The organism is Nostoc sp. T09 (genome assembly GCF_002154695.1).
Taxonomy (GTDB): Bacteria; Cyanobacteriota; Cyanobacteriia; order Cyanobacteriales; family Nostocaceae; genus Aulosira.
Map to the genome: position 1 here is coordinate 288,954 of NZ_MTAV01000002.1, position 19,786 is coordinate 308,739.

At 43.1% G+C, this 19,786-nt stretch carries 14 protein-coding genes; 4 read left to right on the forward strand and 10 right to left on the reverse strand.

Annotated features, from left to right (window positions below; all coding sequences use genetic code 11):
- Positions 1-94 precede the first annotated feature (94 nt).
- Together BV372_RS01605 and BV372_RS01610 are read left to right on the forward strand one after the other, a co-directional pair.
- Positions 95-1,675, forward strand: a complete 1,581-nt coding sequence (locus BV372_RS01605) for a CHAT domain-containing protein (protein ID WP_086682484.1) — start codon at positions 95-97, stop codon at positions 1,673-1,675.
- Between the two features lie 238 nt (positions 1,676-1,913).
- Entirely contained in the window at positions 1,914-2,552 is a 639-nt protein-coding gene (locus BV372_RS01610) for a hypothetical protein (RefSeq protein WP_086682191.1), read from the forward strand.
- A gap of 269 nt (positions 2,553-2,821) precedes the next feature.
- Here BV372_RS01610 and BV372_RS01615 read toward each other — a convergent pair whose 3' ends face one another.
- The 10 genes from BV372_RS01615 to BV372_RS01665 all read right to left on the reverse strand — a co-directional run bounded on the left by BV372_RS01615 (position 2,822) and on the right by BV372_RS01665 (position 17,140).
- On the reverse strand, positions 2,822-4,189 hold the full coding sequence (locus BV372_RS01615; RefSeq protein ID WP_086682194.1) for a PrsW family glutamic-type intramembrane protease: 1,368 nt from the start codon (positions 4,187-4,189) through the stop codon (positions 2,822-2,824).
- A gap of 717 nt (positions 4,190-4,906) precedes the next feature.
- A complete protein-coding gene (locus BV372_RS01625; RefSeq protein ID WP_086682487.1) occupies positions 4,907-5,359 on the reverse strand; it encodes a nitrate reductase associated protein in 453 nt (150 codons plus the stop codon).
- A gap of 86 nt (positions 5,360-5,445) precedes the next feature.
- Positions 5,446-5,898, reverse strand: coding sequence for a phosphate-starvation-inducible PsiE family protein (locus BV372_RS01630; RefSeq protein ID WP_086682199.1), 453 nt, complete (start codon positions 5,896-5,898; stop codon positions 5,446-5,448).
- Between the two features lie 156 nt (positions 5,899-6,054).
- Positions 6,055-8,259: a molybdopterin oxidoreductase family protein gene (locus BV372_RS01635; protein WP_086682202.1), complete on the reverse strand. Its 2,205-nt coding sequence runs from the start codon at positions 8,257-8,259 to the stop codon at positions 6,055-6,057.
- A gap of 143 nt (positions 8,260-8,402) precedes the next feature.
- Complete coding sequence (locus tag BV372_RS01640; protein WP_086682205.1) at positions 8,403-9,905, reverse strand: NarK family nitrate/nitrite MFS transporter; 1,503 nt, start codon at positions 9,903-9,905, stop codon at positions 8,403-8,405.
- 305 nt (positions 9,906-10,210) lie between these two features.
- The gene (locus BV372_RS01645; RefSeq protein WP_086682208.1) at positions 10,211-11,050 is read right to left on the reverse strand and encodes a nitrate ABC transporter ATP-binding protein; all 840 of its coding nucleotides are present in this window, start codon (positions 11,048-11,050) and stop codon (positions 10,211-10,213) included.
- 110 nt (positions 11,051-11,160) lie between these two features.
- A complete protein-coding gene (locus BV372_RS01650) occupies positions 11,161-13,149 on the reverse strand; it encodes a nitrate ABC transporter ATP-binding protein (RefSeq protein WP_086682211.1) in 1,989 nt (662 codons plus the stop codon).
- A gap of 139 nt (positions 13,150-13,288) precedes the next feature.
- Positions 13,289-14,128, reverse strand: coding sequence for a nitrate ABC transporter permease (ntrB, locus tag BV372_RS01655; RefSeq protein WP_086682214.1), 840 nt, complete (start codon positions 14,126-14,128; stop codon positions 13,289-13,291).
- A 58-nt stretch (positions 14,129-14,186) separates the two neighbouring features.
- Entirely contained in the window at positions 14,187-15,512 is a 1,326-nt protein-coding gene (locus BV372_RS01660; RefSeq protein ID WP_086682490.1) for a CmpA/NrtA family ABC transporter substrate-binding protein, read from the reverse strand.
- Between the two features lie 59 nt (positions 15,513-15,571).
- Positions 15,572-17,140 carry a ferredoxin--nitrite reductase gene (locus BV372_RS01665; RefSeq protein ID WP_086682218.1) on the reverse strand — a complete coding sequence of 523 codons (1,569 nt, stop codon included), beginning with the start codon at positions 17,138-17,140 and terminating at the stop codon, positions 15,572-15,574.
- 410 nt (positions 17,141-17,550) lie between these two features.
- Here BV372_RS01665 and BV372_RS01670 point away from each other — a divergent pair, with 410 nt between their 5' ends.
- Together BV372_RS01670 and BV372_RS01675 are read left to right on the forward strand one after the other, a co-directional pair.
- Positions 17,551-17,976 carry a ubiquinol-cytochrome c reductase iron-sulfur subunit gene (locus BV372_RS01670; protein WP_086682221.1) on the forward strand — a complete coding sequence of 142 codons (426 nt, stop codon included), beginning with the start codon at positions 17,551-17,553 and terminating at the stop codon, positions 17,974-17,976.
- Between the two features lie 327 nt (positions 17,977-18,303).
- A complete protein-coding gene (locus tag BV372_RS01675) occupies positions 18,304-19,605 on the forward strand; it encodes a HEAT repeat domain-containing protein (RefSeq protein WP_086682224.1) in 1,302 nt (433 codons plus the stop codon).
- The last annotated feature ends 181 nt before the right edge of the window (positions 19,606-19,786 follow it).

The following is a 19,786-nucleotide window of genomic DNA, read 5'->3' on the forward strand; positions in this document are numbered from 1 at the left end:
GAACGAAAATAAAAAACTTACAAGGTAGAGATTTTTACCTTGAAAAATTGTTATTTGAAATAATTTGTTTTCCCCCTTTAGTTTAATGACTCCATTGCCATGCCTGAACCTGGCGATCGCTCGTTTGACCAACACTGGCACTGATAACTTTGCCATTTGGGTGGTTAAGGCTCCTTATCCTAGTGGCTATGTTTTGCATGACTGTATATGGCCGATTGAACTCTCTCAAGTTTGGCAAGAATGGCAGGAGATGTTTGCAGGTCACAGTCGCTTAGATATTTCTTCACGCTCAACGCCGCCACAAATACCTCCCTTACCAATCAACTTGGTTTCATCCGCTTCAGGTCAGACAGCAGGCTACAGTAGTCGCCTGATGCAATATTTGGGAATTAGTCTGTGGCGTTGGTTATTTGACGGACAAATTCTCGGCAGTCTAGAACGCAGTCGTGGCATGGCTATGGGTCAGCATACACGTTTGCGCTTTCGTTTGGAAATTCGCGATCCGGATTTGATTGCCCTACCTTGGGAAATTATGCAGCGTGAACCTGGTCAATCGGCAATGTCGCTGTCTCAAGATTTACTATTTAGCCGTACTACCAGTGAAGTTGAATCATTGCCATCTTTGCGAACAGATCAGGCTCTCAACATTCTGTTGGTTTTAGGAGAAGATGAAAATCTGCAACTGGAAAAAGAAGCAGAAATCTTAACACAAACTCTGACTAAAGCTGGGCCTTTAGGTAGCAATTCTCAGGGATATGCACCTTGTATGGTACATACACTGCTGCAACCAAGACCACAGGAGTTGATTGAAGAATTAGAAACTAAAGCATACAACGTCTTTTTCTACGCCGGTCACGGTTTACCAGACCCAGACGGAGGTTTACTATTTTTACGTCCGGGAATGACGCTCAATGGCATAGAATTGGCTCAAGTGTTGACCCGTACTGGTGTCAAACTAGCACTTTTCAACGCTTGTTGGGGTGCACAACCAGCTGCTGTCAATCACCAAGCTATACCTTCTAGTAGTTTGGCAGAAGTGCTGATCCGTCATGGTGTACCTGCGGTTTTGGGAATGCGCGATGAGATTGCTGACTCCGAAAGCCACAGTTTTATTCAAGTTTTTACTGAAGCTTTGCGATCGCGCAAGCCAATTGATGAAGCAGTGGCAGAGGCAAGGCAAGAACTGTTAACACTATATAAGTTCAATCAACCTGCATGGACTTTACCCGTCCTTTACCTGCATCCAGACTTTAATGGCGAACTGATTAAAAGTTTTGATGAAGGAGTTACAGAACTACCAGACACGACTATTCCAAGTATAATTTCCTCGGTGCTTACAGCCTCATTGCGATCGCTGTCGCCAGGAGGTAAAGCCTGGTTGTTACGTTCTGGAGTGACGCGTATTGGCCGGACAAAAGACAACGATATTGTCATCCCAGAACCTTCAGTTTCCAAACGCCATGCCGAAATTTTATGTCGGAATACATTTAGTGGTACGACTCCAGTCAGAACTTATTACTTGCAAGATTTATCTACCTACGGCACAACTTGGGTTTTAGGTTCTAATGGTTGGCAACAAATCCTCCGCGAGGAAGTACCTTTAGTATCGGGAATGCAGTTAAAGTTTGGTAGTTCTAGAGGTGAGATATGGGAGTTTATTATTGAAGACTCCTAACTTTTAGGATTTCACTTTCAAAGTGAGTACAAATGAATAGCAGCACAGCAGGCAAGAATAATTTGTAGCTGTCAAATACCACGTTAGTATGAGCTATTACATTAATGAAATTTCTGTTAATAGCAACAGCCTGACACAACTATTCCTACCCTAAGCAAAATTATCTTCTTTTTGCGGAAATGAGATTCTGAGCGCTGTAGCTGTCAATACCGCTAAATAATCAATCGGAAGGCGACAAATGATTAACAAAATTAACAATTCAGATACTTTGACTTCTTTACCATCTCAAGTGGAATTAGATTTTCTAGCCGCTTTACTAGAACCTGAAGATGCAACTTATCCCTGGAATCCTGCTGATGAGGAATCAGAAGCTTATTTTGGCGAATTAGAACAGCAATTCCTTAGCGATGATTTATGGGCAGAAGAAGAACTTACAAGGCGATCGCAAGATTTTTATAGCCAACTCGACACACTTTGGACTGAAACTGCCATTGCTTCAGATTCCAAAAGCCATATCAGCCGAATAATGATGGAAAATCTTCAAGCAGCTTTTGCTTCAGCAGTACCTCAAGGCTGGCTAAATAGAATTGCCCAGAAAGCTACTGAGATTTTTATTACCCAACAGTCAATTGGCGAGCAATTAGTTCAGTGCGTTCAAGATGTACTACCTAGTTGGGGTGCAGAAGACCTTTTAGTTTTAGCCCGTCCTTATGCTTACGCTATGCGCAGCGGCGAAGCACAAAACCCACAAGCTGTAATGACTAAGTTAGGCAATCGAGAATGGACAACTTTATCGGAAGTCGAGCAAGCAAAGGTTAGTTTAGCGATTTCTTACTACGCCCTTACACAACTCAATAGCTTTCAGTCAGAATCCTAAATTCAGTTGCCTTATATCCCTAATTTGGAGATACTTCAGGTTGCTTTTAGCTTTGCCCGCACTCGGCGCTTGTATTGCGGGTCCTATAACTTATTGCTTGTGATTGTTAAGCATGGTTAAACCACCATGATTCAGACTATAGGCTGATTCACAAAGCAGCGCTATCTATCCCAAGACATAAAAAGTTATTTGAAAATATTGGGGATTTGTCAACAGTCAACAGTTAAGGGTCATTAGTATTTCCCCTTGTCCCCCTAGCTCTCCATCATTTACTTGGGGCCAAGAAAGCGAGTAGCAAAATTCTGCGATCGCGTTGGTGAAAGAGCACGTGCCTTGAGAATTGCCGCCATCAAAAAGGCATAAGATAATACCCCAACAACCACCAACAGCAAAGCATTAATAGAACCAGTAGCATTCCATAAAGCATGGAGTGCAGCAGCGCTAACATAACCAATCGGGAGAATTTGCCAAATTAGACGCGGTTTGAGAACAGCCAAGCCGATAAAATACCCCAGATAGCCACTGTAAGCCATGTGTCCTGCTACAGAGCCTAAAATGCGCGGAATTAGTAATTGCAAACCCACTAGTTGACCAGTTCCTACTCCTGATTGTTGAGCGACATTTTGAGTAATAACTGGTACATATTGTCCAAGAGTTTCCAATAGAGTAAAACCCACAGCAGAAGCAGTTCCCAAGAGAATGCCATCTAGAGGTTCCCAGATACCTATACGTTCTCGCCAAGGTGAAGGTAAAGTCATACCGAATATCAGCGCTGCCAATACAGGTAATGCCTTAAGTAATTCCTCCATCAACCCAGCACCAAAAAACATCCGGATCAGCAATTCGGTGAAGGTAATCGAATCCTGAGATGAAGGCAAGTTACCAGGCAAAATCCCGCGAAAAACGAAAATAAAGAAATCTAATAGGGGACTTTTCAAAATAAAGGCCGTACCCAATGCTACGGACGCAAGCACCCACCAAGGCTTTTGTTTGCCGCAAAGTTGGTAAACAAAATAATAGGCAGCAAATGCTATATAACTCGCTACAATAACTTGATTGGCTTGGGGCCGACCTACCGTAGCAAACATCAATACCACAAAGACTACTGTGAGAATTCCTGGTACTAGGTAAGCTTTACGAGTTAAATCTTTACCAGTGGAAATAATCGGGAACAGTTGGGTAAAGCTCACCGAATCAGATTTGGATGGGACTTGGTAACTACCAGCGGATGGAAGCGGTGTGGCTGGCCTAGTCATGATCGTAGCTTGGGAAACATATTCATGCTCGAACACAAATTGCGGCCCATCAGCACCCAGAGAAATGCGATCGCCTGCGTGTAATTCCTGACAACCTTGCAAGCGCTGTCCGTTTAAATAAGTTCCATTAGCACTATTCAAATCACAAATGAGCCAGCTGAATTTGTTATCTGGAGATGAAGAGAGGGGACGAATCACAGCATGACGACGAGATACCATCCGGTACATCATGGCATCCAAGACAATTTGGCAGCTGGGGTCGCGTCCAATTATCATCTCTTTACTGGGGAGCAGCGAGTAGCGGAATTCTGACCTAAAAGGTGCTCCATTACCAGACACTAGCCGCAGAAATGCATTATGTCTTGCGTTTTTGCCTGTCATCGAGTTAGAGTGCGTGTCTCAACTAATTATTAAAATACTTTGGCATTAGAACTTAAGCTTAGCCAATTTACAGCAATCTCTTTTGGGTGTTGCACAAAAGTTATCTGCCGTACCTGAATTTCGACTTTAGACTTGTTCATATACTATTTCGGACTGCTGTAACTGCGGCATGGCTAAATACACTATAGCTTTACTCTCTGCTCAAGAATCCGAAATTGGCTGCGTAAAAATTAAAATTGTATGATCTGCTGCTGGCAAGGTTTGAATGGTATCTTAATTCCACTGGGTTGTATTGGTACTGCTGCCGAGTCAATTAAAACTCAGAAGTCAAAAAACTTTTATCTTAATCTTGCACTGTTTTTAATGGGGTCTTTATTTTTGCCGCGCTGTACTAGTGCAAATTTAATGTACGTTAATTAATTACATAATTTAGTAGTCTTAACCACATTTATTTGAATACCAAAAATATAGAGTTATTAATAGTTTTTTTTCAGATATTTTATATAATTGATGTTTGTTGGCAGATTGCTGACAATTGCCCAGCTTGTAAACTAGCATCAGAAAGCGCTTGTCTTGGGTATCTGTTATGCTTGGTTGTAAAATTGTCCCGTGATTGACTGTCTTGAAGTCAGACAAACCAGACGCCAAAAACGGGATATGCAGGAAGACAGATGATTGATTGTGCAAACTAAATGTGCCTGAGCTTAACCTAGCAGCTTAAAGCAGGCGAAATTCTTCCATTGCTTTAGGAAAGTTTTTATTTTCATGTCCTGAACGGCTGAGTTTAATTAGTGCAAACCGTTGTAAAGAAGTTAACGATTGCCATTGTTGAGTTGTGATAGTGATACCTAGTTCTTGAGCTTGTTCTTGAACTGTAACGGGAATATTATTAGAGTCCATCCATGCAGGATTGGCATCAATCGGTAATTGTTTGGCTGGTAGACCTGTAAGGGTTACAATTAACAGTTCGAGATGCTGTCGATAAGATTGAATTTCCGTTTCCGTATTGCAAGGTAATTCAACTAACGCTTCACGTTCAGCTTGAGACATTTGATGCCAATCAGACAACTTGAGCTTGATACCACTGGTATCTAGTTTGTAGCGTACTTGCATGGGTATGCAACGCAGGGATTCAACGAAATCTGCCTCGAATTCAAAAAAGATTGCCATAATCATTAATTTAATAGAATAGTAACCTCAAATTTTTGGGCTAATAAATGCAAGTTTAAAAGCAAAATTTGGCTAGATTATTAATGCTAATTTCGTGAATTACTAAAACGAATTATTAAATAACTAATTGATAAAGCTAAAACGGCAATTCCTAAACCAATGATATCAATTCCTGACACCTTTTCTAAGTCAAGAATGATAATTTTTCTGGCGACAGCAATTAAAGAGGTAACAATAACTAATTCAACCTGAACAACGTGTTTTCGCAGGTAAGCAGTAATATTTTCTAAAATTTCTAAAGCAATTAAAATGTTTAAAAATAAACCAAAAACTTTAAATAATATACTATTAAATTTTCCGTATGGTGCGGTAAATAATTCTCTGAGCAGAAAGATAGCTAAATCCCAAATTGCAACCAAAATTACCAATACCATAAACAAAGATAGTACCTTAGAAACTATCACCTCTACTTTTTCAATGAGGTCCATAAATTGCTCATCTTTGGTGGTATCTATCATTCGTCTGAGTAGCTTTCTCATTTGCTGCACCCTATTCTATAATCCAAAGTCAAGAGTCAAAACATACAATAAAAATCCCATAGATAAATCTATAGGATTAGAAAAAATAATCGTAACTATTGACTATTAACTATGGGTTAAATTTTCAATTTACTATTTAGTAATCTACTTAGCAGCTTACCATTGTGAGGATTGGAGTTGATAATTTTTGAGTGTAACTTCCGCAGAAATTGGTATCAGTTGTACAGCACAAGCTTTTAATTCTGGTTGCAATGAATCGGGGCAAGATTCTGGATGGGTGAGGGCATTAGCTTCAGCCTCGTTTGCCCACAGCGCTCCCCAATGCATGGGGACAAAAACTGTCCCGGGGGCGATCGCTTTTGTGACTTTTGCCGGAAATTTGGCTTTACCTCGACGCGATCGCACTTCTAGCCACTGATTATCTGTAATATTCAACCTAGCAGCATCACGGGGATGAATCTCGATAAATGGTTCGGGGTGCATTTGCCGAATTTTGTCAATTCGACCAGTACGCGTTTGGGTGTGCCAATGTCCGTACAACCGCCCAGTCGTCAGCACAAAAGGATAATTCGGATCTGGAGGTTCTGCCAGCCCTCGTGAGTGATAGGCTCCAAACCGCGCCCGACCATCAGGTGTAGGAAAGCGGAGATCGGTGTAGAGGCGCTTTCCTGAAGGGGAAGATGCGTGTTCCCGCGTCCCCGTGTTCTGTTCTGGATGAGGCCATTGGGTGGGGCCTTGTGCTTGTAATTTTTCATGACTAATACCAGTCATATTGCAAGGGCGGTGACGAGTTAATTGCACAAATTCAGCATAGACTTCTGCGGAGTTGGCAAAGGTAAATTCTTTGACAAAGCCTAATCTCCGACCAACTTCGGCAAAAATTTCCCAATCTGGTTTCGCTTCTCTTGGTGGTTCACGGAATGCTTGACACAGAGTAACCGTGCGCTCCGAATTGGTCATCACTCCAGTTTTCTCGCCCCACTGAGCAGCAGGTAACAGGACGTGGGCGTAAGCAGCAGTTTCTGTAGGGTAATAAGCGTCTTGGTAAATAGTGAAAGGCGATCGCAATAATGCCTTCTTAGTCCGCTCCAAATCAGGCATACTAACGGCTGGATTGGTGGCGGCTATCCATAATAAACCAACTGCGCCATCTTCTAAGCCAGTAATCATATCCCAAGCCGTCAGACCAGGCTGGGGTGAAATCTGCCCTGGCTTCAATCCCCACAACTGCTCAACTTCGGCGCGGTGCTGAGAATTTTTCACCAAGCGATAACCAGGTAATAAGTGCGCTAAACCGCCAGCTTCCCTTCCTCCCATCGCATTCGGTTGACCAGTCAAAGAAAAAGGCCCTGATCCCGGCTTACCAATCTGTCCAGTCATCAGGTGCAGGTTAATAATAGTTCTTACCTTAGCCGTACCTTCTGATGATTGATTCACACCCATTGACCATAAAGACAGTACCCGCTGAGATTGGCCCCAATAACGAGCTGCTGTTTCTAAATCTGCAACGCTGATCCCACAACGATTTGCCACTATATCTGGAGCGTAATGGCGAATCACTTCTGCATAGGCAGGAAAGTTGCTGGTGCAGTCTTCGATGAAGCTAGGCTCAATATAGTTCCAGCGCATCAACAAGTGAGCAATACCATTCAACAAATCGATATCTGTACCTGGACGTATGGCTAAGTGCAAATCAGCTGCTTCTGCGGTTGGTGTGCGTCGGGGATCAACCACAACCATTTTGACTTTGCGATTTTTTTTGTGGTACTTTGCCAAGCGATTGAAAACTATCGGGTGACATTCAGCTGTATTTGTACCAATTAAAAATGCACAGTCGGTTAACTCTAAATCTTCGTAACAACAAGGGGGACCATCTGCGCCAAAGCTTTGAATATATCCAGATACAGCGCTAGACATACATAAACGTGAATTGGCATCAAAATTATTACTGCCCAGACATCCTTTCATGAGTTTCTGGGCGATGTAATAATCCTCGGTTTGAAACTGTCCAGAACCATACATACATATAGCTTCTGGTCCCTGGGTGAAACGTACTGTTTGAAGGCGCTTGGCGATCAGATCAAAAGCTTCATCCCAACTCACGCGTCGGAACTCCTGATCTAAAGAGTCCCGTACCATTGGGTAATGCAATCTGTTTTTATCTAAAGACTCAGCGATTGTTGCACCTTTAACACAAACCATACCCTGACTAGATGGGTGAGCTTTGTCGCCCCGCACCCGCCAAATTGGAGTTCCTTGACTATCCCGATGAGTCGCTTTGCCGTATTGGGCTGGGGGCGAAACTTCTAGCCCACAGCCAACACCACAGTAAGGACATTGGGTTTTGGTAAATTCACTCATGGCAATTATCCTATTGTGGATTTTGCAACACCGACCGCAGCGCCAGTTGGAAAAATGCGTATGGTGCACATCAATCCGATATTGAGGGAATTAAAACCACAGACAACTCAACAGTGTTTATCTGTGGTTTCATTTTCATAAAATTATTCTTCAGCTAGAACAGAAGGCTTTTGTGTTACCGTTTCTGATAATTCATCTTCAGGTGCGCCTGCAAAAGATCCTTTCGGTTCTTTGAGGAAGAAAGCACACATAAAAGCACAAATTATTGCTGCTATAGCCATTGTGCTAAAGAGTGTTGATGCGTCAGTTAAGCTGAAAATTGTGAGGTATACTACACCACCAAAATTACCGTAAGCTCCCACATTACCGGCGATTTGCCCAGTAGCTTCTTTTTTAATGAGGGGTACAATACCGTAGGTCGCACCACAGCCAGCTTGGGCAAAGTAAGCAGCAAACATAGTGACTGCGATCGCTAAGGGAATTGGCCAGCTACTATTAATAAAATGTGCCATCAAATAGCCAACACCAATACCTGCACTGATAATTGTCATTGTCCATTTGCGTGAGCCAAATTTATCAGAAATTACGCCACCACTGGGGCGAGAAATTAAGTTTAAGAAGGGGTAGGTGGCGGCGATCATTCCGGCTACTACGTGTTCTAAACCAAAAGTTTTTTCAAAGAAGGCTGGGAGCATGGAAACTGCTGCTAACTCGCTACCAAAGTTAGTTACGTAAGTGAATTCGAGTAAAGCAACTTGACTAAACTGATAACGCTGTGCAAGTGGGTAAGTTTTCTTCCCAATTAGTAATTCTTTGTTAACTTGATAAGCTTTATAGGTTTGGTAAGCAAACAATCCTGCCAACGCCGCCCAGGTGAAATACATTTGGGTTTGATTGAGGAAGTGAATATTCTTTTGTTCCAAACGCCAAGCTAATAAACCCAAGGCAAAAATTAATCCAAAATTGGAAAGAATCATTGCCCAGAAGCTTTTAACGCTGGTTACTTCCAAAGCGCCATTTTTCTTAGGTTTCTTATAGACTTTGCCAGTGGGTGTATCTTGGACGCTGTTGAAATAAATCACGCCGTAGATAGCAGCAATGATACCTGTAAGAGCGATCGCCAACCGCCAGTTAGAAGCACCACCAGCCAGAAAGCTTGTAGCAACGGCAATCATTGGCAGGGCAAACTCTGCACCAAAAGCACCAAAATTACCCCAACCGCCATAAATACCTTGGGCACTTCCCATCTCTTTGGGCGGGAACCATTCGGCTACCATGCGGATACCCACAACGAACCCAGAACCAACAATTCCCATCAACAGGCGGCTGATGACTAGTTGATTAAAGTCTTGTGATAGCGCTGTTGCCAAACAAGGAACAGCAGCGAACATTAACAGCATTGAGTAAGTAATCCTGGGGCCGAAACGATCCAGCAACATCCCAATAATTAAGCGTGCTGGAATTGTTAGGGCAAGGTTACAGATGCCCAAAGTTTTAATTTGCTCAGGTGCTAAATCTAGTTGCTTGCCAATTGTGGTTGCAAAGGGAGCAAAGTTAAACCAACAGACAAAGGTGAGAAAAAAGGCAAACCAAGTCTGATGAAGGATACGATAGCGATCCCTGAATGAAAATAATCCCTTGAGCATTCAAACTTTCCTCAATTCAAAAAGTGCATGGATCCACACAGGGATAATGCTTAATTACCCTGCTCAAATCAGATATTTCTTGTTATTTATTGGTGCTGAATCTAAGACTGTAATTCTTACTCCCTTATTAGTGGGCCTCCAGGGAGTGTTTCAATAATTGCTAATAACTAAAGTTAGAATTACCTAGCAAGTTGATTTGTATCTGCAATTACATTTTGCTGGTATAAATGTAAAAATGGCATCATAGCTATGCGTCAAAAATCATATTTTCAAAATTAGATGCCAAACAATTCTGCTAATTGTGTTTACTCATCTTCATGAGCAAAGCGGCGATAGAGAAAGTCTAGGGCGTAGTTCCGCAAGTTATAGTATTCAGGATCTTCCATGATGCGGCGACGATTCCGAGGACGAGAAAAAGGAATATCTAAGATTTCACCAACTTGAGCAGCAGGCCCGTTTGTCATCATCACAACTCTGTCGGCTAAGAAAAGTGCCTCATCAATATCATGAGTAATCATCAATACGGTGACTTGGTGTTCGCGCCAGATTTGCAGTAATTCTTCTTGTAATTCTTCTTTAGTGATCGCATCTAATGCACCAAAAGGTTCATCAAGAATCAGAACTTGCGGACGGATAGAGAGGGCGCGGGCGATCGCAACTCGCTGCTTCATCCCTCCAGAAATCTGACTTGGTTTTTTATCAGCAGCTTCTGTTAGCCCCACCATTGCTAAATGTTCTCTGGCGATCGCTCGTTTTTCTGCTTGGGTCTTTTTGGGAAATACTGCATCCACAGCCAAATAAACATTATCAAACACACTCAGCCAAGGCAGTAGGCAGTAGTTTTGGAAGACCATCATCCGGTCTGGACCTGGTTCGGTGATGGGTTGGTCTTGGAGTAGCACAACACCATCGGTAGGAGTGTTAAATCCAGACACCATATTCAGCAGAGTTGATTTACCACAGCCAGAGTGACCAATTAAACAGACAAATTCGCCCTCACGAACTTTGAGGTCAATTCCATCCAGTACTGGGTAGGGACCTTCGGGAGTTGGATAAATTTTGCTTACACCTTCAATCACCAGAAAATTCTCTGCTTTCTGGGTTTGTAATTTCTCGATTTGATTAGTTCTATTGACTATTTGCATAATATTTTTGAGCTTTGCTGTATGAATTTATGATTTACTCACGCAGAGGCGCACAGACGCAGAGAGGGACTCGGAGAAATAACCAATGACAAATGACAAATGACCAAGGACTAAATAAATACCTCTTCAATACGTATCTGTCGCTTAATTTCCAAGCTTTTGAGGTACTCTATTGGCTCAGAAGGGTTAAAAACTTTACCATCAAATAAATGAATCGGGTCATCCTGTCCGATATCGAGGATGCCGAGGTCTCGTGCAGCAGCGCCAAATACGTCTGTGCGGCAAACTCTGTCAATTACCTCCACCCAGTTTTTGGGGAAGGTTACTAAACCCCAACGTGCTAGCTGAGTCACCATCCACAAAAGTTCAGTACGGTTGGGATAGTTAGTTTGATTGAGATAAAACTGGTTGTATCTTGCTAGTTCTTGGGGTTCTGTACCATCGCCGCGATCGTAGGGATCGATAAAACCAGGACGGACGTATGCAGGATTCGTATCGAGGTACTGAGGACGACAGATTAATTCCACAATTTCTTCGCGGTTGCGGAAGTCGTCGCAGTATTTGCAGGCTTCTAAGAGTGCTTTTACCAAAGCCAGATAAGTTTCTGGATATTTCTGCGCCCACTCTTCCCGCACTCCCAGAACTTTTTTCGGCTGTCCTGACCAAATTTCTAAGGCGGTAGCAGCAACGAAACCGATATCTTCATGAACAGCGCGGTAGTTCCAAGGTTCGCCAGCACAGTAACCGTCAATATTGCCAGCTTTAAGTTGGGAAACCATTTCTGTTGGTGGGATCACTGTCAGACTGATATCTCTGTCGGGATCGATCCCACCAGCCGCCAGCCAGTAACGCAGGATTAAGTTCTGCATTGATGTGGGATGCACGATTCCCAAAGTCAGAATTTGGTCGGGAGAAGCGTTAATTGCTGTTTTTAAGTCAGCTAGGTTTCTCACGCCTTGGGTATACAATCTTTTACTTAAGGTGATGGCGTTAGCGTTGCGGGAAAGATTTAAGGCATTGACTACCGGAATTGACGGTTTACCACCAGCACCTAAAGTTAGGGCGAGGGGCATTCCGGCGACCATCTGAGCTGCGTCTAATCTGCCAGTACCAACACCCTTAGCGATTTCCTTCCAACTAGTTTCGCGGTTGAGGGTGACTTGTTCTAAGCCGTACTGAGTAAATAAGCCTTTTTCTTGAGCAACGATTAACGGTGCAGCATCGGTAAGGGGTAAAAAGCCAATGTCTAAATTAACCTTTTCTAAGCCGTTGCGGGAGACGATGACGGGTGCTTGAGTCTGTGCAGCCTGGCGTTTCTTAGCCTGTTTTTGCTGGTTAAGGAAGTAAATCATTTCGTTCCGCAGATTGTAATAACTGGGATGATTTACTACTTCTAGACGCTGACGAGGGCGGGGGATCGGGACTTCGAGAATTTGCCCGATGTGTGCTTCTGGACCATTGGTGAGCATAACGATGCGATCGCTCAACAATAATGCCTCGTCCACATCATGTGTCACCATCACACAGGTAACGTTGTGTTCGTTGCAGATTTTCATCAGTTGTTCTTGCAAACTCCCCCTGGTTAAGGCATCCAACGCCCCAAAAGGTTCGTCTAACAGTAACAACTTCGGACGGGTAGCCAAGGCGCGAGCGATCGCTACCCGTTGTTTCATCCCCCCTGATAACTCACTCGGACGTTTATTCGCTGCTAGCCGCAGCCCCACCATGTCGATATGTTCTTCAACAATCCCCCGACGTTGACCTTTGGGCTGATCCTTATAGACTTCATCCACAGCTAGGGCAATGTTTTCCCTGACTGTTAACCAGGGAAGCAACGAGTAGTTTTGAAACACTACCATGCGATCAGGACTAGGATCTCTGACTTCTCGCCCTTCTAAAGTCACACCGCCAATACTGGCTCTATCTAGACCTGCAATGATATTGAGCAGAGTAGATTTACCACAACCAGAGTGTCCAATCAAGGAAACAAATTCCCCTTGTTGGATTTTTAATTCAATATTTTTGAGGGCGATATATTTGCCACCATTTGGTAGGTCAAATATCCGGTCAATGTGATCAACTTCTACAAAAGTAGTCATTTGTGATTAGTCCTTGGTCATTCATCATCTCTTACAAAGTTCTGTTCGCCGGAAGCCGGCGCTCAGACTTTGCGCTTGGTCATTTGTAGGACTAAAGCTTCATACTTCTGCCCTCTGCCTTCTGCCTTCTGCTTTCTGTTTACTTCTGTTCTGCTACAACTTTGCTAGCGATAAAACCCACCAATCTATCTAGCAGTAAGCCAACCAAACCAACGTAGATGAGAGCTAAAATAATCTCGCTCAGGTTTGTTTCTGTAGTTGTGTTGTAGGCATCCCAAATAAACGAACCAATACCTACACCACCAACTAACATTTCCGCCGCAACAATTGCTAACCAAGATAAACCAATGCCAATGCGTAACCCTGTAAATATATAAGGAACAGTGGCAGGAAACACAATTTTAAAAAAATATTTTGCACCTTTGAGGCGTAACACCCGCGCAACATTAATGTAGTCTTGAGGAATTTGTTGCACGCCAACTGTGGTGTTAATAATAATCGGCCAAATTGATGTAATGAAAATTACGAAAATCGCTGATGGATTAGCTTGTTGAAATGCTGCCAGCGAAATTGGTAGCCATGCTAGAGGCGGTACAGTTCGCAATACTTGAAAGATGGGATCGACAGCGTTATAAACTAATTGATTTGCACCAATGAGAATTCCCAATGCAATTCCGACAATTGTTGCTAAGGAAAAGCCTAAACCAACTCTTCCTAAACTACTAAGTATTTGCCAGCCTAAACCTTTATCACTTTCGCCATTATCAAAAAATGGATGAACAATAAAAGGGTCCCAAGTTTCAGAAAATGTTTCGATTGGACCAGGTAACTTAAAGTTGGGATTTAAACAAAGTAGTTGCCAAATCACTAGAAAAAGAGCTAATGCTACTAGTGGTGGCACAATTTTTTTCCAAAATAATTTATTGAGAGCCTTTTGAGACTTTTTTCTACTAAAATGGCTTCCCGCAATAGCTGTCATGTTCTTCTTTCTCCTGTTACAGTTTAGTTAAATTAAAAAGAAGCGATCGCAGCCATTATTAAACTTTTTTAATCTTCAAACTATTGAGATAAGCTTCGGGTTGCTCTGGGTCAAATTTCACCCCATCAAAGAAGGTCTCAACACCACGAGAAGTACTAGTTGGAATTTCGGCAGCAGGTACACCAATTGCTTTAGCTGCTTGTTTCCACAAGTCTTCTTTGTTTACTTGATTGACAATTTCCTTAACTTTGGTATCTTTTGGCAGATAGCCCCAACGAATTTCTTCAGTTAAAAACCAAGTATCGTGGCTCTTGTAAGGATAGGAAGCATTATCTGCCCAGTACTTCATGCGATCGCTGAAGTTTTGCTGCTTGCGTCCATCGCCGTAGTCTATATTGCCCTTAGCCCTCTCTAAAATGTCTGCCGCAGCAATGTTAAAGTATTTGCGGTCAGAGCAGATTTTGCACATCTCCTCTTTATTTTCTGGTTTATCGCACCACTGTTGAGCTTCTAGAACTGCCATCAATAGTGCCTGTGCGGCGTTGGGATTTTTATCAACCCAATCTTTGCGCATAGTAAAGGCTTTTTCTGGATGATCTTTCCACAACTCACCTGTAACTAGAGCTGAATAACCTAATTTTTGGTTTACCAATTGGGCATTCCAAGGCTCTCCCACACAAAAAGCATCGATTGTACCAACTTTCATATTCGCCACCATTTGTGGTGGTGGTACAGGTTCCAAAACCACATCTTGATCGGGATTAATCCCGCCAGCCGCTAGCCAATAACGCATCCATAAATCGTGGGTGCCACCAGGAAAAGTTATTGCCAGTTTCATGGCCTTTTTGTCAGCTTTGGCTTTTACCGCAGCCTCTTTCAATCCCTTACTCTCTAAACCAACTTTTAGGTCTTTTAATTTATTAGCGACAGAGATAGCCTGTCCGTTGGTATTTAACCGAGCCAAGAGATACATGGGCACCTTATCGTTGATAGTCATCAGGTAAGGCATGGGGCTGAGGATGTGCGCGCCATCAATGCCATCACCAGCTGAGCCGATTTTTAGGTTGTCACGGGTAACAGGCCAAGATTTTTGCTTGATCACCTCGACATTTGTCATGCCGTACTTGGCAAAGAAGCCCTTTTCTTTAGCAATGATTAGAGGTGCAGCGTCAGTGAGTGGAATAAATCCTAGCTTAGCTTTGGTTGTTTCTACTTTGGGTGCGTTAGCTGCTGTAGAGACATTAGCAGCCGAAGCAGCCGAGGGTGCTTGTTCACCTGTTGTAGCTGAATTGGAATTACTAGAAGAGCAACCATGAGCCAAGATAGAAGCAGCAGCCGCAGCAGTGGTGGTGAAAATAAATTTTCTACGCGAGAGATTTGTCATTTTTCCTTTGTTAGTTGTATCTGTTATTGGTTGTTGCTTTTTATCCACTCACCACTTATTTAATGTGTGACCAAGGCTTCTTGCTTAAGTTTTGCCCCAAAGTGTTGGATGAGTAAATCTTGTAAGACTGGCTGCAAGTCTTCGCAGGGAATGCCTTTAGTGACGCAAGTTCCCAAATGAGCATCTTTACCGACTTTACCGCCCATGTAGATGTCTACCCCTTCCAAGGTTTTGCCGTTCTTGCGGGTTTTAGTTCCCATCAAGCCAATGTCTGCAACTTGTGGTTGTCCGCAGGAGTTAGGGCAACCAGTCCAATGAATTCGCACAGGGCGAGTTAGGATTAACTCCGATTCCAAAGCTTGAATCATTGCCAAAGCACGGTTTTTAGTTTCAATGAGGGCAAAGTTGCAAAATTGTGCGCCTGTGCAAGAAACTAGCGATCGCGTCAGTAAACCAGGATCTACAGCAAACCTTTCTAATAAAGGTTCAGCTAAAAATGTTGCCAATCTTGATTCAGGAATATTCGGGATAATGATGTTTTGTTCAACTGTTAGTCGAATTTCGCCACTGCCGTAAACCTCAGCCAAACGAGAAATTTCAAACATATCCCCCGCATACAACCGACCCACAGGAATGTGCAAACCTACGTAGTTTAATCCTGGTTGTTTTTGCTTGTATACGCCGATATGGTCGCGTTTTTCCCAGTCGATTTCATCTTTTGGCGCTGCGGATAAAAATGACTTACCCAAACGCTTTTCTACTTCCAAGCGGAATTTTGCTAAACCCCACTCGTCAATCAACCACATCAAGCGAGATTTCTGGCGATTAGCACGTAAGCCGTGGTCACGAAAAACTTCCACAATCGCTCTACACACTGCAACCACATCTTCAGGAGGCACCCACGCATTCAAGGGGATCGCCGCCTCACAACGTTTACCTGAGAAAAAGCCACCGACGAGGATGTTGAAACCGAAAACTTTTTGCGCCCCTACTTCCTTAAAGGCTGGAACAAAAGCCAGGTCGTTGATTTCGGCGTGAACTGAATTGTCCCGTCCACCAGTAATTGCAATGTTAAATTTGCGCGGAAGGTTAGTAAACTCTGGATTACCTTCGCCTTTGTTGGTTAACATATCCTGAATTTGTTGCACCAACTCTCGCGTATCAAACAACTCATCCGCATCTAACCCCGCTATTGGGTCGCCTGTAATATTGCGGATGTTGTCCATCCCCGATTGGATGGTGGTTAAACCCACTGCATGAAATCTATTAAAGATATCAGGCAAGTCTTCAATGGCGATCCCTCGCAGTTGGATATTTTGCCTAGTGGTAATATCGGCGCTGCCATCATCACCGTAACGCTGTACCACTTCTGCCAAAGTACCCATCTGGGCACTGGTGATAATTCCGTTAGGTATCCGCATCCGCATCATAAACTTACCAGGGGTAACTGGGCGAAAAAATACACCCACCCACTTGAGCCGATGATCGCGGTCTGTTTCATCCATTGCTTCCCAGCCTAAGGAGGCAAATTTTTCGATTTCTTCCTTAATGACAAGTCCGTCTTTTTCTGCCTTGAATTTCTCGAACTTGTTGAGGCTGGCTGTAGTGGTAGTTGCTGTGTCTGTCATGAGCTGACTCTCATTGCAAATTTTTAATCCCGGAGAACCTCTAGAGTTATTGCCCAGTATCAATTAACCCGTAGTTCGATGATTTCTTTTGTCTACTAGGGCAAATGCATTCATAATGTATATTTGGTGCTGAAATTATTGCTTCAGGAAAAATATTTCCGTGTATCCATTTGGGAAATGTGTAAGGCCTGTTGTGGTACTGAAAGTGTAACGATTTACATACTCTTAAGATTAAAGGCGGATTTTCGCTAAAATCGTATAAATCGCTACGAAATTTTAGGTTACTGTCCAAAAATGTATTACTATGATGCAATTTCTGCATTAGATGCTTTCCTAAAGTGACATAAATCCCTTGAGAAAGGCGATCGCTGTTAATCCAAACTGGAAAGTTATTTGAGATAAAGTAGCCTATGAAACGTCGTGACTTCATTAGTTGGGTTGGTTTAGGCTGGATAGCAAGTTCTTTACCGATAGCAATTGCTGCTTGTTCTTCCGAGACAACAACACCAAAACCAACATCTTCTGCATCTGGAGATTGGCAAAAGGTTGGCACTTCAGCAGAATTAGATAAGACTGGTCAGTTGGTTGCTAATGACTCACCTGTTGGGTCTGTCTTGGTAGTGGGTAAATCTGAAAATCTAATTGCTGTTGACCCTACCTGTACTCATAAAGGTTGCACGGTGGCATGGAAAGACCAAGCTAAAAAATTCGCTTGTCCCTGTCATGGCTCAGAATTTGGGACTGATGGTAAGGTAGTCAAAGGTCCAGCTGAGAAACCGCTCAAAACTTATGCTGCTAAAATTGAGGGCGACTCTGTAGTGGTGAAGCAAAGCTAGTGGTTCATCGCAAAGGAGTCAATACTTGTAGTGGTGGTATTTGGAAAGCCTAGCAAAACCCCTTTCGTGAGAATCTTTCGAGTCGCACATCGTAAAGATATTTATAGGATTTTTCCTTAATCTGTAACTCACTCCTTTACAATCTGCTGTAAGTGATACCTCGCTAAATACCAGCCTTGATGTGATAATCGCTCAATTAGCTTTGATATACTTGGGTTTTGAACTGGCGAACAATCAAAACAACATAAAAGCAGCCAGCAGGTTTAATGCGTCCGTCGGTAGTAGGCTATGAGAAGATTCAAATTAGCAGTGTAGGGGTTTCTCTGGATCGTGAATAACATCAACCAGCTTTTGGTGCAGGCACAGGTAGCAAATGATGCAGCTGATTGGTCATCGTTGATTCAATATTTACAAAAGTTGATTCTGAAACAAGACCCTACACATCCAGAAATAGTGAAGCATCGAGAGCAAATGCTGGAATTAGCACTCTCGATTTTAGAACTGGGAGATTTTCAACAGCGCTGGGAAATTACCAAAATTTTTATCCAGTTGGGGAATATTGCTATCCCGCGATTAATTGAAATCTTAGAAGATGAAGACGCAGATGAAGAAGTTCGCTGGTATGCAGCACGGATATTAGGAGAGTTTAAGCACCCGGATACGATCGCTCCTTTAGTGCAGTTGTTAAAAAGTAGCCACAGTCAAGAACTTAAGGCAATGGCAGCCACAGCATTAGGGGAAATGGATACTAGAGCGATCGCAGCACTTTCGGAACTTTTAAGTGATGATCATACACGGCTTTTGGCTGTGCGATCGCTCTCTTACATCCGGCGAACTGAGGTAATTGCGCCTTTATTGAGTGTGGTACAAGATCCCCAGGCCGCAGTCAGAGCCGCAGCAATTGCAGCCCTCAGCAGTTTCCATGATCAACGTGTACCCCCTTTGTTAATCGAGGCTTTAGACGATTTTGCTACTCCAGTGAGACTCGCCGCAGTGCAGGGTTTAGGTTTTCGCTCTGATTTATGCGAAACATTAGATTTGGTAACCCAACTCCAATCCAGACTTGATGACTTGAACGAAGACGTTGCTTGTGCAGCAGCAATTGCTCTGGCTCGCATGGGTGGTGACAATGCTGCTAAGTTCTTATTTGAGGGACTGATTTCACCCAATAAATCAATAAAATTGCAATTGGAAACCATTCGCTCCCTTAGCTGGTTAGGGACGCATTCTAGTTTGGAATATCTCCAACAAGCACTCAATCAAATCACCTCAGAAACACTGTGGCAGGAAATTGTCACAGTTTTAGGAAGAGTACAACAGCCCGAACTAACTCCAATAGCTACAGAAATTTTGCTGAAAATGCTGCAATCAAAGCATCCAGCCACAGAAATTGCCAATATTAAAAGTGCGATCGCTCTGTCTTTAGGCCAGTTAGGTCAGATACAGGCAATTGATCCCTTAATTTTACTACTGGCAGATCCAAATAAATCGGTGAGACTGCACGCGATCGCTGCGCTCAAGAATCTAGCACCGGACGCTGCATACCAACAGTTGCAACAGTTAGCACAAGACACCACACTCACACTCGACTTGCAACAAGGAATAGCGATCGCCTTAACAGAATGGTGATCATCTCCAAGTCGATAAGGCTAGTGGTTCAGATCATTAATTTTCAGAGGCTGTGAGATTCCCGGAGGGTAGAAGTCGGGAATCCGATCAACCTAATCATTATAGGTATAAATTCCCAAGCTAGCTAACAAGCATCAAAACCGGAGATGCTAATTTTGCTGTTGGAAGTGATAAACTGATG